Below are 15612 nucleotides of genomic sequence, written 5' to 3'. Positions count from 1 at the left end.
GGAGGTGTCGGGACGAGGAGCGTCATTCTTCCGCCCCTCGCCCCTATCGGGGCAGGGCGGTTCGTCACGCCTGCGGCGCGTCGAACTAGGAGCGGGGGTTAGAAGGGGGCAGTCAAGCGCAATAGTTTCACTATCTTCTATTGACAGCTATTGACAAGGAGGGCCGTCCGCGTCTATATATATGTCATCGAAACAGCCACTTAGCCCCCACCGGAGTAGATGACATGGCGAAGCCCGCAGCCCGCAAATCGACCGCCCGCACCGCCCCCGCGACCGACGCCTATCAGGACGTGACGGACGCGATCGTCGCCGCGCTGGAGGCTGGCACGAAGCCTTGGGAAAAGCCGTGGCAGTCGGGTGGCGTGGCGCAGTATCCGTTGCGCGCGTGCGGCACGCCCTATCGCGGGATCAACGTGCTGGTGCTGTGGATGACGGCGCAGGCGAAGGGCTATTCCTCGCCCTATTGGATGACCTTCAAACAGGCGATTGCGATCAAGGGCGCGTGCGTCCGCAAGGGCGAAAAGGGATCGAAGGTTTTCTATTCTGGTGCAACCGCGATCACCGAGGAGGGCAACGACGGCAACGAGGAAACCCGCATCGCGCGCTTTCTCAAATCCTATACCGTTTTCAACGTCGAGCAGATCGACGGCTTGCCCGCCCACTACTACCCGCAGCCGGTCGCACCGACCGAGCGCCAGAAGGCCGAGCGGATCGAACACGCCGAGGCGTTTTTTGCCGCGATCCCCTCAACGGTGCAGCATGGCGGAAACCGCGCCTATTACCGGATCGACGCCGACCATATCCAGATGCCGCAGCTTGAGGACTTCACCGACGCCGAGCGGTATTATTCCACCCTCGCCCACGAACACACCCACTGGACCCGCCACCCTACCCGCCTTGATCGCGACTTTGGGCGCAAGCGTTGGGGTGACGCCGGATATGCAGCCGAGGAGCTTGTTGCCGAGCTGGGGGCCGCGTTCACATGCGCGACCTTGGGTTTCCGCCCCGACCACATCGAGAGCCACGCCGCCTACATCGGATCATGGCTTGAGGTGCTGAAGAACGACAAGCGGGCGATTTTTACCGCCGCCTCGCACGCGCAACGCGCGGCCGACTTCCTCGCCGCCTATTCGGGCGCGACGATCGCGGCCGAGGACGGCGACGAGCAGCGCGCCGCCTGATACCATCGGGGGGCATCCTGCCCCCCTACCCCCGGATGCCGGCAAGCATCCCCGCCCGCAGGAGAAGCCCGAATGTCCCGCCACGAACTGGACCCCCGCCCCGACTTACCCGAGGTTTTCCGACGCGCGACGATCGCGATCGGATGGGACGGCCCGCTACAGACGTTCTATGTGATCGTGAACGAGGACGAGGCCGACGACGCCGCGATATGGGTTGGAACGGCGACCCGCGAAATCACGAACGTTGACACCGCTCTAACCCACGTCGAGCCGTGGGCGATCATTCCGGCCAGCTTGCGCGCCGAGCTGGTGGCCGAGCAGCAGGGCGACCAGCGCCCCGGCCGTCACCCGTTCGCGATCATGTAGCATCGAGCTACGCGGGCAGACGAGCGACAGAGGGAAGGGCGGTGCGGTTGCACCGCCCTTTGTCGTTTGGGGCAGGGCAGGGCAGCGGAGGCCGGCGAGCCGGCCGCGTTTTTGCCGGGGGGCGAAGCCGGGGGGATCGACCCCCCGGCTTCGCCAGGATGCCGGCTTCGCCGGCAGATCGGCGTTGCCGATCGGGGGCAGCGGCACCGTTGGGGGTAATCTTCTCTCTGTGTGATGAGGTATTTTGGCATGGGTGCGCGCCGGCCCTCAAGGATGAGCGGTTCCCCCAATTTGCTTCGCAAATCGGCTCCCCCACTCCCCGCTTCGCGGCCGCTTCGCGGTCCTTGACCGCCGACGCCGGAGCCCATGCCGAGGGGTCTCCTCACTCAACGAGAAGGAGAACCAGATGCACATCAAATTGTTTAGAGCACTGAAAGCGGCTAACGTGTCCGACGACGCGGCAGCCGAGGTTGTGGAGGCTATCGAGGAGTATATCGCGGTGAAGGTTCAGGAAGCAAACAAAGGTCTGGAAGCGCAGTTGAAAGCGCAGACGTGGGTTATCGCGTCTTTCGGCTTTGTCCTGACACTCATCGGCCTCGCACCGGCAGTATTCAAGCTGTTCCAGTAACGAGCAGGGGAGGGGCTTCGGCTCCTCCCTTTTCTTTTGATCGTTCCGACAACGGGGGCGAGCGCATCGAGCGCCCGCCCCCGTTTCGCGCTACCGCGCAAAAACTTGCCGGGTGTGCGGCCAGACCGGGCGCGATCCGTCAAAGGGTTGGTCCTCGCCATGCTCCCCATGCTCCGCCTGGCCTGCGGCTAGGCGTCCGCGTGGGTCCGCGTGGCTCCGGTCCCGGCTTCGCCGCCTTTGACGGATCGCGCCCGCCCCGGCTGAATTGGAGGTGTCGGGACGAGGAGCGTCATTCTTCCGCCCCTCGCCCCTATCGGGGCAGGGGTTCGCCTTCGCGTGCCGCGCGTCGAACTAGGAGCTGGCAGGGCAGGGGGCAAACCGGATCAACGCTTTGCCGCCCCGAAGTCCCGGCCCGGTAATCATCCATACTTGATAGCACGAAGCCGGGTCAGCGAAACAAAGCCCCCGACAGGGCCAGCGCGGCAATGGCACCGGCTACCCCACCCCCGGCAACGCCCGTTAGGAGGGCTAGGAGCGCAAAGCGGCGTGCCGACCCCGTGACCATCGCCGCAGCCGCCCTTGCCTCTCTGGCGGCGCTCTGGACGGCTTCTAGGGTATCCCCGACTTGGGAGGCGGCTTGCTCGCCAGCGGTGCGGACGAGGGCGGCCGAGGACTCCCCGGCCGACCTCACCTTGCGCTCAATGTCGTCGGCCACTTCGGGCAGCTCGACCTTGAGGGCTTCCATGCGGTCGAGCAGCACCCCGGCATCGCCCAGGAGTTCCGCTAGGAGGGCTTCGCGGGCGGTGTTGGGGCCTGCCACGACCTAGCCCTTACTTCGCCACGACAGCGGCATATACCGCGTCGAGGTTTTCTTTGCCCGATGCGGCGAGGCGGCGCATCGAGATCATGTTGGCGGCTTGTGCCTTTTCCTCCGGGTTGGCCGGGTTCTTGAGCTTGGCCTTCCAATCGGTTGTGTCAGCCAACAGCTCATCGACCGTCATGTTCATGGCGCGGAGCCGCTGGAACAGATCGCTATATTCGATGACGGCCCCGGTCTTGAGGGTGAACGCCTTTTCGCCCTCATGGAACGCGAAGATCGGGTAGAAGGCTTCTTCCAGCACGTCATCCGATTCCACCTTGTTGAACACGACCCGGATTTTCTTCGCCGGGACGCCCATCTTTTTGAGCGCTTGAATGGTCGCGATCGTGTCGCGCATTTGCTTGCTCTCTTTGACGACAGGCACGACGTAGAGGTCGAAATCCTCATGCGAGCCGCGATACTGCTGCATGAGCTTGATGAAATCCTCCACGTTGGATGCGCCCACGTCCACCACAGCGGCATCCAGCATCATTAGCTGTTCCTGTAGTGCGCCGAATTGCTTGCCCCGGACCTGATCGCCGTCGCCTTCATCGGAATTGATGGACTCGACGGCTACGAACTCCGCATCCTTGATCCGATTTTGCAGGAGGTGCTTGGCAACGGTCGATTTGCCGACGTTGCCCGAAAAGTTGATTACGGCGACTTTCATTTCTTCTCACTCCGATTGCGGCCAATCAGGACCGGCTTTCGTTGCATATACTGATCCGTATTCGCGTCCCGTTTTCGCGGATCGAGTATGTCGTTCAGCGAGCTATCGGGGGCGGTCACGGTTTCAGGTTCCGGCGCTGGGATTTCCCCATCCGAATTGCCGTCCGGTATGGGTTCGTGATCGGGTCCGGTATTCCGATCCGTATTCAGGTCGCGCACAGGCGATATTTCACCACCCGTTGCGGGAATGTGCGGCGTGCTGGACGATCCGGTTGGCTTTGATGCCGATCGGGCTTTGCTGCTCCGATACCGTTGAAGGTAGCTTTTGAAGGTAGGTAGCGACATTTCGATACCACCTTCCGCCAACCATTCGATGATCGCTTGCCTAGACACCCCATCAGCCAATCGCCGTTCAATCTCGGGCATGTAAGCTCGGACCTTCGCCGCCTTGGATTGTGGGGGTAGCGACGCCAGTTGTTCCAATCGGTCTGCCATGTCTGGTTCGCCTTGTTGCTACCCAAGCTGTATGGAATCGCTGTCAATAGCTGTCAATAGTTATCTGCGTCCGATTTGCGTCCGATCAGCGTTCGTACTGCATCCATTGTGCGTCCGATGGCGCAAATTGCTGCGTCCGATGTGCGTCCCAAGTGCGTCCGTTGTGCGTCCGAACTGCATCCATCGCCTAGTATCGCCCGCTGAACTGCGTTCATCGGGGTAGTTTCGACCCCCTTAAAGAGCGGGCGTCGGGTTTTGCGGCGATGTTGGGTGGTCAGATCGAGTGATTTCCCTTAAATTGAGGTCGTACACCATACGCACCTTGAGGTGCAGCTAAGCCATTGAAAAACAACGGCTTTTGCATTTGGTGTGGTTGGAGTGTGTGCCGCCCGTGTGCCACAGAGTTTGAAAAACTACGGAAAACCGGGTACTTGTGGGCGTTCCAGTGTGCCATTGTCGTGCCAGAGGTGCCATGAAACTCGACAGTTACACCCGCGTCCGCCTCACAGACGCCCAAACGCTGATCTACACCGCCCAGGCCGAGCAACGCGGCGTGCCATTGAGTACCTATCTCCGCGAGAGATTGGAACGTGCCGACAGGGCAGACGAGGAGCTATCCAGCATCCGCGCATCGTTGATGGAGTTGGGTGACGCGGTGGACGAGCTGCGCCGCGAGCGCCCGGCTGACGGCCACGCCTCGCCCGCACCCTCCCAGCCCGCAGACGACGCAATGGCGATCGAGACGCTATTGCTCCTTCGCGGTTTAGCGGGACCGCAGAAGCAACAAATGGTAAAGGCAGAGGTCGAACGCCAAGGCTTGACCCCTTGGAATGGATCGGAGGTTCGTAATGCACCCAGACGATAAGCGCCAAATGGCCGCCTGGATGGTGATTATATCGCCAATCCTCGGTTGGTTTTTCGCCGTGAAGCTGAATTACAGCCTTGCAAAACCGGCCATAAAAAGCCTTTGGTTTCTGGTAAAGGATACGCCTCACCGCCCCGTTTTATGGCTAGGGCTATTAGCCGGGTTGGCAGTCGGCATATTCATGGCGTGGCTGATAAACCTATCGGGTGACGGTGCGTTTGGGGGTGCTAAGTTCCGCCGTCGTTTGCGCGGCACGGTTATGGTCGAGGCCACCCGTCTAAAGCGCCTGACAACCGAGAAGAAGGCCGAGCAGATTAGCGTTGGCGGTTTGCCGATGCCTACAAAGGTCGAGAGCCTTCATACGCTTATCGCTGGATCGACCGGCGCGGGTAAGACCGTACTAATCCGCGAGATGTTCTATACCGCCCTTTTGCGCGGTGATCGCACTATCGCTTTCGATCCCAACGGGGAGCTATATTCCAAGTTCGGCCGTGACGGCGACGTTCTGCTAAATCCATATGACGCTCGCACCAAAGGCTGGTCCTTTTTTAACGAAATCCGCAACGAGTACGACTTCAAGCGGTACACGCTTTCGATCATTCCGAAGTCGAAGGATGCGGGTGCAGAGGAGTGGCGCGGCTACGCCCGATTGCTGTTCCAAGAGACTGCCCGCAAGCTCCAGCATATCGGCAACCCGTCGATCCAAGAGCTATTCCGCTGGACGACGATTGCAGAGCCGAAGGACTTGAAGAAGTTCCTTGAGGGGACCGCAGCCGAGTCCATGTTCGTCGGTGCTGACAAGGCGCTGGCAAGCGCGCGGTTCGTCCTGTCCGAGTTTCTTCCCGAGCATCTGACCATGCCGCCCGGTACGTTCTCGCTTCGTAAATGGCTTGAGAACCCCAAGGGGGGCAATCTCTACATCACATGGCGCGAGGATCAGGCCCCGGCATTGAAGCCGCTGATTTCGGCGTGGGCCGACGTGCTATGCACGTCGATCCTGTCCCTGCCCGAGAGCCGCGATCGTCGGATTTGGATGTTCATGGACGAGCTGGCGAGCCTCTATAAGCTCCCGACCCTCATGGACGCGCTGACCAAGGGGCGAAAGCACGGCCTGCGGATCGTCGCCGGCCTGCAAACCGTCGCGCAGCTCAACCTCATTTACGGCGATGACGAGGCCCAGGCGCTCCGCGCGTCATTCCGCACGCTGGCGGTTCTTGGGGGCGCGCATACCGATCCCGAGACGTGCGAGGAAATGAGCAAGAGCTTGGGCGAGCATGAGGTCGAGCGCGACAATTTCAGCAAAAGCCGCAACTCGAAAGGCACCAATCGCACAACCTCCCTGCATACTGTTCGAGAGCGCGTCGTCATGCCGACCGAGATTTCCGGTCTGCCCGATCTAAATGCCTATGTCGCATTTGCGGGCAACCATCCGATAGCGCGGGTGGCGATGGAGATTTTGCAGTTCAAGACGCGGTTGGACCCGTTTGTTGAGCGCAAGATGGCAACCGCCAATGCTTAGTCAGCACGTCATCAAGCGCGGCGACGTGGATCGTATCGCCAGCTATTACGGCGATTCCGAGGACGACTACTACGCCAAGGAAGGTGAGTCGCAGGAGTGGCAGGGTAAGGGGGCCGAGGCGCTTGGGCTTACCGGCGCGGTTGATAGCAAGACCTTCCGAAAGTTGCTTGCTGGCGAGATTGGACCCGGCGAACAGGCCCGCACGTCGACGAGGAACGACAGCAACCAGCGGCTAGGGATCGACCTCACGTTTTCCGCGCCTAAGAGCGTGGCGCTACAAGCGTTGGTTGGTGGCGACGTGGACCTGATTAAAGCCCACGACGAGGCCGTCAGACGTACCTTGGAGAAGATCGAGGCACTCGCCCAGGCTAAGACCAAGACCAAGGGCGTGACGAGCGTTGAGACGACCGGCAACCTGATTATCGCCAAGTTCCGCCATGAGACGACGCGCGAGAAAGAGCCGTTGCTTCATACCCACGCGGTTGCGCTCAATCTCACCCAGCGAGCAGACGGTAAATGGCGGGCGTTGAAGAACGACGACATTATCAACGCCGTCAAAGTTATGGGGCCAGCCTACCGCGCCGAGCTGGCCGACATTCTACAGAAGCAGGGCAGGCAGCTTCGGTTCGGCCGCGATGGCATGTTCGAGCTGGCGCACATCACGCGCGAGCAGATCGAGGCGTCCAGCACGCGGGGCCAGCAGATCGAGCGCCGCCTTGCAGAGAAGGGCCTGACCCGCGAGACGGCCAGCGGCGACCAGAAGCAGATTGCCACGATGGAAACCCGCGTCAGCAAGGAGCGCAACGTCGATCGCGCGAAGCTGCACGCCGATTGGCAGGCTCACTCGAAAAGCATCGGCATCGACTTTGAGCGCGGCCGACCCGGTGCAGCCAAGGGCGACACCCACCTAGCCCAGCGCGAGCTTGGCGATCGAGACGAGAGCGACGCCGCTGCCCGCGCAGCCGTCCGCTATGCCATCAAGCACATTGCCGAACGTGAGGCGGTGATGGGGCGGGGCGACCTACGAGACACCGCCGTCAGGCACGGGGTTGGCACCGTCACCCTTGCCCGTATCGACGCGGAGATTGACCGACAAGTGAAGCAGGGGCGTCTAGTCGCGGGCGCGCCAGAGTATCGCAACGCATCCGAGTTGAACGGGCCGCGCATGACGCGGGCCGCCCTTGTGCAGCAGCGTGTCGTCGCTGGCGCCGATCCCAGCGCCGCAGCGCGCGAGGTCCGGCAGGAAATCGGTCGAGGTAACTACGTCCAGACCGAGCAACGATACACCACGCCCACCGCGATCGAGCGCGAGCGGTCAATCTTGAGCATCGAGAAGCAGGGAAGGGGAAAGCTCGCCCCGATCATGGGGGAGAAGGCCGCAGCGGAGCATTTCGCGCGCGCGCCGCTCAACGTGGGGCAGAGGGACGCCGCCACCCTCATGCTCACCACAACCAACCGCGTTGTGGGCGTTCAGGGCTATGCAGGGACCGGCAAGAGCCACATGCTCGATACGGCGAAAGAGCGCATCGAGGACGCCGGTTTCAAGGTCCGCGTCCTCGCCCCCTACGGTAGCCAGGTCAAAGCCCTTCGCGAATTGAACGTCGAGGCCAATACCCTCGCATCGTTCCTAAAGGCCAAGGACAAGGGCCTGACTGACAAGACCGTGCTGGTGGTGGACGAGGCCGGGACAGTGCCGGCGCGCCAGATGCAGCAGCTTCTACAGCTTGCCGAAAAGGCCGGCGCGCGCGTCGTGATGATGGGCGACACGGCGCAGACGAAGGCGATCGAGGCGGGCAAGCCCTACGATCAGTTGCAGGCCGCAGGGATGGCAACCGCTGGCATGACCGAAATCATGCGCCAGAAAGACCCGGTTCTAAAGGAGGCGGTCGAGCTGGCGGCCGAGGGCAAGGCGCGCGCGTCAGTCGCCAAGATCACCGACGTTCGGATGATCGAGGACGATCGCGAGCGCCACAAGGCGGTTGCCACCGAATATACAAAGCTCTCCCCCGAGGACCGAGCCAAGACGATCATCGTCACCGGGATCAACGACGCCCGCCGCGAGATCAACCGCAACGTGCGCGAGCAGTTGAGCCTTGAGGGCAATGGGGAGGTTCATTCCGCTCTAACTCGCCGCGACACGACGCAGGCCGAGCGCGCGCACGCCAAGAATTACGACGTGGGCGACACCATCCAGCCCGAGCGCAATTTCCCAAAATTCGGCTTGAAGGCTGGCGAGCTTTACACGGTGCTGGACAATGCCAAGCCCGGTAACGTGCTGACCGTTCGCGGAGAGGATGGCACGGAGCTGCAATTCGATCCGGGGAAGGCGAAACAGCTATCGGTCTATGAGACGACCCGGTTGGAGTTCTCACCCGGCGACGTGGTGCGCGCGACCCGCAACGATGCGTCCCGCGACCTCGCGAACGGGGAGCGGTACACCGTGACCGAGGCCAACGCCGGCAGCGTCAAGATCAGCGACGGCAAGCGCGAAATCGAATTGCCGACCAATCGGCCGATCCACCTAGACCACGCCTATGCGACGACGGTTCATAGCTCGCAGGGTTTGACGGAGGATCGCGTCTTGATCGACGCCAAGACGACGAGCCGCACCACCGCCCAGGACGTGTATTATGTCGCGATCAGTCGGGCGCGACACGCCGCGACCATCTTTACCGAAAGCCTCAAAAAGCTCCCCGATGCGGTAGCGCGGATCAATGAGAAGTCGGCCGCTTTGGAGCTTGGCCGCGATCGGGACAGCAGGTTCGGGAAGGCCAACCCGGGCGCGGTGGAGAAGGGCAGGGGCGACCGCGATCGAGCAGCCCCGCAGCGCCCGCCAGAGAAGGCCGCAGATCGCGATTACGAGCGGGCATGATCGCGTGCGCCTCATATACGACGAAGCCCGCCAGCACGGGGCTGGCGGGCTGTCAGGCGCAGTTCCGCGGTTGATTACCGCTTAGGGACCGGCACCCACGTCAGGGGTTGTGCAGGCCGACCGGGAACCGCGCTGTAGCTGACAAGGCCGCTACCAGCGGAGCAGACCTGATCCATGTAGCGCGCGCCCTTGGAGAACGCCTTGCCGTCGAAATAGCAGAAGTTGACGGCATCGAGGGGCGCACCGGGTCGCTGATCCGCTTGCGGTGCGGGACCGGGCGCAGCAGGAGCCGGCGTCGTCTGTGCCGAGGCCAGCGCGGGCAGGGCCAGCAGGCCGACCAGCGCGAGGGACTTCATCATAGGTTCGCATCCTCATGGTGATTATGGGGCAGGGGGGACCGCCGATCGCGCGCCCCAGGCGCGAGCCGCAGACTATCACCGGCAAGGAACGCGACTAGATCCCCGCCAGAGACAATACGGATGAAGCCGGAATCCGTCGCGCTATCGCGGCCGACGGTTGTTGTCTTTCCAGTGTGGACGAACAGCCCGCGCGCGCCGAGCTGGCGGCAGAGGGCATCGAACGAGAGAATGTCGGCCGTTCGGACAGGCCCACGGTAGCGTTTGGCTTGGATCAGCCAGCGCCGCCCGTTGAGGACGAACGCACCATCGGCCCCGCCGTCGCCGCTGTAGCGCCGGTTCCGTTTGATGGCATGGCCGCGCCGCTCCAATTCCGTCAGGATCATTTCTTCAAAGACGTAGGGATCGACCTTCCGCAGATAGCCGAACACCCGCGCCGGATTGGCACGCGGGCCGATCCGGTTGACGGTCGCCAGCGCCGTTGCCGCCGACCGGACCTTGCGGGCATGACGGCGCTCGCTCGCAGAGGAGCCGCCTAGCCAGCGCGCTCCGATCGCGGCGTACCAGATGCAAAAAAGGGCGGTCGCTATGACCACCCCGAGCAGGACCGGCGACGACACCGGCACCGTCAGTTTCCGATTTTCGAGTTTGCGAAGATCGGATCGTAGAACACTTCAACGAGCTGGCGGTCTTGGAAATACAGGGCGACGTTGATCGTCCGGTAGAGGAGCAGATTGACCATTTCCACGTCGAGGCTTTTCCCGACCTCGCTCTTTTTGATGAGCGTGGCGATGCGCTCGAATGTCCCCAGCGCGCCGTTGGCGTGAACCGTCGTAATCGAGCCGGGATGCCCGGTGTTGAGCGAATTGACGTATTCCCAGGACTCGTTGCCGCGAAGCTCCGCAAGGAAGATACGATCAGGCGACATACGCATACAGGCCGCAAGACAGGCATCGGCCGAGACGCGACCGACACCCTCGCCATAGAGCAGATGCACCTTGTTGCGGTGATCGGGCAGGAACAGTTCATGCACGTCCTCAATCGTGATGATGCGTTCCGAGCGCGGCACCTTTTCGATCAGGGACCGGGCGAATGTCGTCTTGCCCGAGTTCGTCTTGCCAGCGATGACGACGTTGCGCTTGTAGGTGATGCAGGCGTGAAGAAACTCCCGCCAGCGGCCTTCTCGCTTGAGGGCCAATAGCTCTAGCTCGAACGGTTCGAGCCGACCGAAATCGCGGCGTTCCGCTTCCGCAGCCGCTTCCGCCGCAGATGGACGGTTGAAGCTCTTATCGGCCAGCGAGGGGCTGGAAAATGCGCCTTCCGCGTCGAGCTGTTCCAGCGACTTCGCAACCGTCGAGTGCTTTCGGATCGACAGGGAGATTGAGCCGTCGATGACGGCCGGGTCGCGAACGATTTGGCCGCGCTGCCCACCGGGCAGCACGACCGAGTTGATTGCGCCGGGGTTCTTCCCGTTGAACACCGCAATGGCCGTGGTGAGCGACGTGATATAGGCCATGTTGAGTGCCGGGGCTTCATGCTCCTCCCACTCGTGGCGGGTACGCACGAAGATGACGCCGGGATAGTTGATCGTAACTTCCGTCACGTCGTCCCGGTCAAGATGCGGCATCAGGGGGCGCAGCAATTGCTGCACCACCTGATCCCTTGCCGGCTTAGCGCCGCTTGAGGTCATAGACCCCCCGGAAATCGAGATCGCGGGCGACATAGACCGACACGCGATCCCCTTGGTTTTTGTAGAGCGTGGGCGGGATATTGATCGTGTTTTCCAGCACGCGGCCCGCCGTGTCGCTGGTGGTGTTGGTGCTTTGCCCGAACCGGATATTGCCGCTGGTGCCTTGATTGGCGGCATACTGACCAGCAGCGTCGATCAGGCTCAACAGGATCGCAGCCCCGAACCGCTGCATAAAGTGGTTGTCGATTTGCCCGCCAACGCCGCCCTCACCGAGCGGGCCAGTACCGGGGCTGTCCACGTTGATGATGACGCCCTTCGGCGTTTCCACGCGCGACCACTGGATGAAGATGCGCGACTGACCTTGCCGGATGCCGCCTTGGTAGAAGCCGACAACCTTGGACCCGCGATCGAGCAGCACGACGCGCCCGTTCGAGGAATAAACGTCCCGTGTCAGGTAGCAGGAGGTCATACCCGCGACCGTGGAGACGATCTTGGTTTCCAGCACGCAATCGAGCATCGCGCCCCGCGTCAGCAGATAGTCGCGGTTGCCGAGCTGGCCCGCGCGCTCCGGGGTGATCTTGAGCGGTTGCAGCGCGCTTTGCAGCTCGCCCCCGCCGCCACCTTGACCGCCCGAGGCGTCACCGCCCGCTTGCGCCGCAACGGGCTGGACGCTTCCACCGCCGTTGCCGCTGCCAAAGTCGCCACCAAGGCGGCGCGCTCGCAGTGCTTCCGCACGCGACACCGGACGCGCCCCGCCGCCACCCGCATATTGGGGCGGGGGAGCCGAGACATTTGCAGCACCAGGTTGCGCGCCAACCGGCGTCAGGGGCGCGGTGCCGTCGATTGCGGGAACGACCTCGCCATTGGGGCCGATCATCGGCTTGCCGTTCGCATCGACCTGTGCCGGGACAATTTGCCCGTCAGGGCCGACCACCATGTTTTGCGCCACTTCCGGCGCTGGCGTCGGGACGCCCGTGGGCGCAGCACCGGGGCCGCGACCAGCGTTCGGATTCCTCACCTTCACCATTTCGGCTTCGGGCTTCTCGTTCGTCTCCCGTGTCACCCGCAGCGCACGGGAAATGAACACGACAGCGAAGATCGCGACGAACGCGAGAACGACCATCATAAAGGCTTTGGTGCCGGGGGCCGCTTGTCGTTTCAGGCCCGCCGAGAACGCTCCCCGCTCGCCCTCGATGCGCCGATTACCATCTTCATCAACGACCCAATCGCCTTCGCGGGCAGCTTCGCGCGCGGCCAGTTCGTCCTCGACGTCGATAGGCTCGTTTGAACGCCGACCGATCATTGCGCGTCTCCCTTCAAAACGCGCTCGACATTGGGCGACGACGTACCCGAGTTGTTGGGGACGCCGTAGGGGTCGAACGCTTCATTGAACACGGCGAGGCTTTGGTTTCCGAGCCGCAGATAGAATTTCGGATTAATTTTCTGGACGACCACCACGTCATTTGCCGCGCCCGTGGTGTTGCGGTTGACGATGCTTTCCTTGCCGTCAGCATCGACCATGTAGATCGCGGGAACGTCGCGGTTGCCGGGGAACTTGAAGAAGGTGAACTCTCCGTTGTCCCACACATTCACCGGGGCGATGCTGTAGTCCCCCGACATGGTATATTTGAGGTTCGGCTTGCGGCGTTGCGCGGTGAAGGCCGCATCCGTCGCGGCGCGTTCCACCGCCGAGGCACGGCCCTGCGCCGTTTCACCCGGATAGGTAAAGGCGAGCTGGTACACCGCGCTCGCCCTGCGCGTGGGAACATAGTTCAGCCGGAAATTGTAGCTGCGCCTGTCCGTCACGATGACAAGGTTCGTGGTGGCGTTATCGGCCTTCGGCTTGATGAAAACGTGGTTGCGCTCGATCGCGAAGGACCACGCATCCGCATCGCCAAAGGCGTGCGTCACATAGGTTTCGCCCTCTTGCAGAATGATATGCGTTGCGATGCCGATAACGCCGTCGAGCTGGACGACGTTTTCGGGATCGTACCGCACATAGCGGATGCGGTTGTCTTTCGGGGACACCGTAGGGACTTGCGCGGCGACCGGCGCGGCCACGACGCAGGATGCCAGCAGGGCCAGGGCGAGCTTTCTCATCGCGTGATCCTCCCTCACCGTTGCACGACTTCGGGGTCAGCCCGGTAGGACGTGACCTGAAAACCGAGGGGGTTGATGCGGCGATCAGCCTCGTTCGTCGGCGCGTTGATGTATTTGTAGGCGACCGTTCCCACCCAGTTCAGGACCGGGGCCGGATCGCCGTTCGAGTTGACCTGTTGCGTGCTGAACCGCACCACGGCGGTTCCGCCCTGCCGGGTCGGAGTGATCGAGGCGACGTTGACGACAATGCGCGCCCGATTGGTCAGCACCTTGTCGCGACCTTCCGGCCCCTCATAGATCGCGAAGTATTCCTTCTGGACCGCAGGGGAGCTTAGGAGCGCCGTGGTGTTATACGTCGTCTGGATGGTGTTGTAGTCGTAGCCCTCGCGATTGAGGACGTAGGTATTAAGGAAATACCGATCGACCGCCTCGCCATAGGTTTCTTGGGCGTTCGACAGCCGGGTAATCGGCTCGACCCGGCCCGTCGCATTATCGACGCGAAGCACGAACGGCTCCACCGTCTTTAGCGGTGTCAGACCGGCAATAGCGGCGACGGTGCCGAGCGCGCCGATCGTCGCGGTTCCGGCAACCAACCATGCCCGCTTTGCGGACTTTTGCAGTTCGAGCAGATAGTCGCGCTCAAGCCCACGGCTTTCCGCGATGTAACTGCCAACCTCCTCTGACCTGACCCGCTTTCTCACAGTTTGATCCCTTGGCCTTCGAGTTCGGGGGGAAGCGTCCGATTGATCGGAACGCGGTGGCGTTCATTCGGCCTAGCGGGGCCTTTCGACGCGGTGGCACACCCCACCAGCGAAAGGGCCGCCAAGATTAGTACGGCGTGTCTCATGCGCTTCCCCTAGATAGAATCTACCAACACCGTAGCATTACACATCGAAATTGCAATTTTGAAGGCATAAAAAAAGGGGCGGCATTTCAGCCGCCCCGCATCGGGTAATTGGTTACGGTATTGTTGCGGCTATCGCTTGAAATACCCTACGGCAGCACGGGCCGTTGCCCTAGCGGCAGGCGCGTAGGCCCGACCCGCAGCAGCCGCCCCGCTGCGAATTGTTGCCGCGTCCTTTGCCAGTGAAGCCGATGCAGACTTGCCGACCGAACCGGCCATGCTGGCACCGCCAGAAGCCACGGCTTTCGCGCCGCGCAATTCATGGAAGAAGCTGATAGCCGCACCACCGGCCAAGCCCGACGCCATACTCGGTAGCTGCATCAAAACGAAGATCAGAGCGACCGACAAGACGACCGCGCCCCCCACCGTGTAAACGATGTTGACCTCCCCATCGAAAGCCATCTGTTCCATGTAGTTGCCGTATATGTTGATGAGCAGGCCGAAGATCGAGGCGAACATGACGATCAGCAGGCCGTAGTTCACTATCTGGCCCACCCACGATTCAAAGAACCGTGACGTGGCCGGGAACAGCATCGCGGCTATGAACAACGGCCCTAGCCCCGCCAGCAGCGCGAGCGCCAGCTTGGCTATGATGAGGAAGGCCGCGCCGATCGCGCCGAAGATCGCCGTTGCCAGGATGATGACCACGGCGAGCAGCGCATAGGTGATGCCGTTGTCCTCAAAGAACCCGGCCTTGTCGAACGCTTCGCCAGCGGCCTTGAAGCCCTTGCCTAGCGCATCGTCAATGATCCCTCCCGTGCCTTGGTTGACGGCTGTAGGATCAGACAGAAGGGCCGAGGCGAGCTGGTCCGGTGTGGTGCGGATCGCAGCGGCAATGTCGCCTTGGTACAGGCCGACAGACAGGCCAGCGCCGACGATCAGAGCGATACGCGCCGACCGCATGACGAAATCCGCAAACGGCATTTCGACTTTGCCCTGTGCGATAGCCAAGCCGTAGAGGATGAAAGAAACCGTCAGACAGATGATGACGACGGGGGTTATCGCCGCGATTGCCTTGGACGAAATGTCGGTTACGAACCGAGCAGTCGTTTCATCAATCTTGGTGAAAAGTGGCTGGACTAGCGCATAGCCTTCCATGTCGAACGCT

Annotated in this window: 17 protein-coding genes; 6 read left to right on the top strand and 11 right to left on the bottom strand. The window is 62.1% G+C overall.

Going from position 1 to position 15612, the window contains the following annotated elements; genetic code table 11:
* Positions 1-224 precede the first annotated feature (224 nt).
* From ACODSR_RS20025 to ACODSR_RS20015, 3 genes are all read left to right on the top strand, one after another.
* Positions 225-1181, top strand: a complete 957-nt coding sequence (locus ACODSR_RS20025; protein ID WP_406890140.1) for an ArdC family protein — start codon at positions 225-227, stop codon at positions 1179-1181.
* A 72-nt stretch (positions 1182-1253) separates the two neighbouring features.
* A complete protein-coding gene (locus ACODSR_RS20020) occupies positions 1254-1547 on the top strand; it encodes a hypothetical protein (RefSeq protein ID WP_406890138.1) in 294 nt (97 codons plus the stop codon).
* A 406-nt stretch (positions 1548-1953) separates the two neighbouring features.
* Positions 1954-2175 (top strand): hypothetical protein, encoded by a 222-nt coding sequence (locus tag ACODSR_RS20015; protein ID WP_219750736.1) that lies wholly within the window; start codon positions 1954-1956, stop codon positions 2173-2175.
* 448 nt (positions 2176-2623) lie between these two features.
* Here the strand turns inward: ACODSR_RS20015 and ACODSR_RS20010 are convergent, their stop codons facing one another.
* Genes ACODSR_RS20010 through ACODSR_RS20000 form a run of 3 tightly spaced genes read right to left on the bottom strand, consistent with a single transcriptional unit; the run spans position 2624 to position 4198 of the window.
* Positions 2624-2995, bottom strand: coding sequence for a hypothetical protein (locus tag ACODSR_RS20010; protein WP_406890136.1), 372 nt, complete (start codon positions 2993-2995; stop codon positions 2624-2626).
* 10 nt (positions 2996-3005) lie between these two features.
* Positions 3006-3704, bottom strand: coding sequence for a StbB family protein (gene stbB / locus ACODSR_RS20005; RefSeq protein WP_406890134.1), 699 nt, complete (start codon positions 3702-3704; stop codon positions 3006-3008).
* Positions 3701-4198 carry a hypothetical protein gene (locus ACODSR_RS20000; protein ID WP_406890132.1) on the bottom strand — a complete coding sequence of 166 codons (498 nt, stop codon included), beginning with the start codon at positions 4196-4198 and terminating at the stop codon, positions 3701-3703. Before ACODSR_RS20000 ends, stbB begins: the two co-directional genes overlap by 4 nt.
* A 472-nt stretch (positions 4199-4670) precedes the next feature.
* Between ACODSR_RS20000 and ACODSR_RS19995 the strand changes: the two genes are divergently transcribed.
* The 3 genes from ACODSR_RS19995 to mobF are packed head-to-tail and all read left to right on the top strand — an operon-like array spanning position 4671 to position 9454.
* Positions 4671-5063 carry a hypothetical protein gene (locus ACODSR_RS19995; RefSeq protein WP_406890130.1) on the top strand — a complete coding sequence of 131 codons (393 nt, stop codon included), beginning with the start codon at positions 4671-4673 and terminating at the stop codon, positions 5061-5063.
* Between the two features lie 7 nt (positions 5064-5070).
* A complete protein-coding gene (locus ACODSR_RS19990; RefSeq protein ID WP_489078325.1) occupies positions 5071-6582 on the top strand; it encodes a type IV secretion system DNA-binding domain-containing protein in 1512 nt (503 codons plus the stop codon).
* The gene (mobF, locus tag ACODSR_RS19985; protein WP_406890126.1) at positions 6575-9454 is read left to right on the top strand and encodes a MobF family relaxase; all 2880 of its coding nucleotides are present in this window, start codon (positions 6575-6577) and stop codon (positions 9452-9454) included. Before ACODSR_RS19990 ends, mobF begins: the two co-directional genes overlap by 8 nt.
* A 74-nt stretch (positions 9455-9528) precedes the next feature.
* Here the strand turns inward: mobF and ACODSR_RS19980 are convergent, their stop codons facing one another.
* The 8 genes from ACODSR_RS19980 to ACODSR_RS19945 all read right to left on the bottom strand — a co-directional run bounded on the left by ACODSR_RS19980 (position 9529) and on the right by ACODSR_RS19945 (position 15602).
* On the bottom strand, positions 9529-9813 hold the full coding sequence (locus tag ACODSR_RS19980) for a hypothetical protein (protein WP_219750729.1): 285 nt from the start codon (positions 9811-9813) through the stop codon (positions 9529-9531).
* Positions 9810-10436, bottom strand: a complete 627-nt coding sequence (locus tag ACODSR_RS19975) for a restriction endonuclease (protein WP_406890123.1) — start codon at positions 10434-10436, stop codon at positions 9810-9812. The genes ACODSR_RS19980 and ACODSR_RS19975 overlap by 4 nt, the downstream gene beginning before the upstream one ends.
* A 2-nt stretch (positions 10437-10438) precedes the next feature.
* Entirely contained in the window at positions 10439-11461 is a 1023-nt protein-coding gene (gene virB11 / locus ACODSR_RS19970) for a P-type DNA transfer ATPase VirB11 (RefSeq protein WP_308462302.1), read from the bottom strand.
* A 19-nt stretch (positions 11462-11480) separates the two neighbouring features.
* Positions 11481-12803, bottom strand: coding sequence for a type IV secretion system protein VirB10 (gene virB10, locus ACODSR_RS19965; protein WP_406890121.1), 1323 nt, complete (start codon positions 12801-12803; stop codon positions 11481-11483).
* The gene (virB9, locus tag ACODSR_RS19960; protein ID WP_406890119.1) at positions 12800-13600 is read right to left on the bottom strand and encodes a P-type conjugative transfer protein VirB9; all 801 of its coding nucleotides are present in this window, start codon (positions 13598-13600) and stop codon (positions 12800-12802) included. The genes virB10 and virB9 overlap by 4 nt, the downstream gene beginning before the upstream one ends.
* 14 nt (positions 13601-13614) lie before the next feature.
* Positions 13615-14301 (bottom strand): VirB8 family type IV secretion system protein, encoded by a 687-nt coding sequence (locus ACODSR_RS19955; protein ID WP_489078324.1) that lies wholly within the window; start codon positions 14299-14301, stop codon positions 13615-13617.
* Positions 14298-14447, bottom strand: a complete 150-nt coding sequence (locus tag ACODSR_RS19950; RefSeq protein WP_373369048.1) for a TrwH protein — start codon at positions 14445-14447, stop codon at positions 14298-14300. The genes ACODSR_RS19955 and ACODSR_RS19950 overlap by 4 nt, the downstream gene beginning before the upstream one ends.
* Before the next feature lie 129 nt (positions 14448-14576).
* A complete protein-coding gene (locus ACODSR_RS19945; RefSeq protein ID WP_219750723.1) occupies positions 14577-15602 on the bottom strand; it encodes a TrbL/VirB6 family protein in 1026 nt (341 codons plus the stop codon).
* Positions 15603-15612: the final 10 nt, after the last annotated feature.

This window comes from Sphingobium sp. FG125, from assembly GCF_057809795.1.
This window is presented reverse-complemented; position numbering and strand designations above follow the sequence as displayed.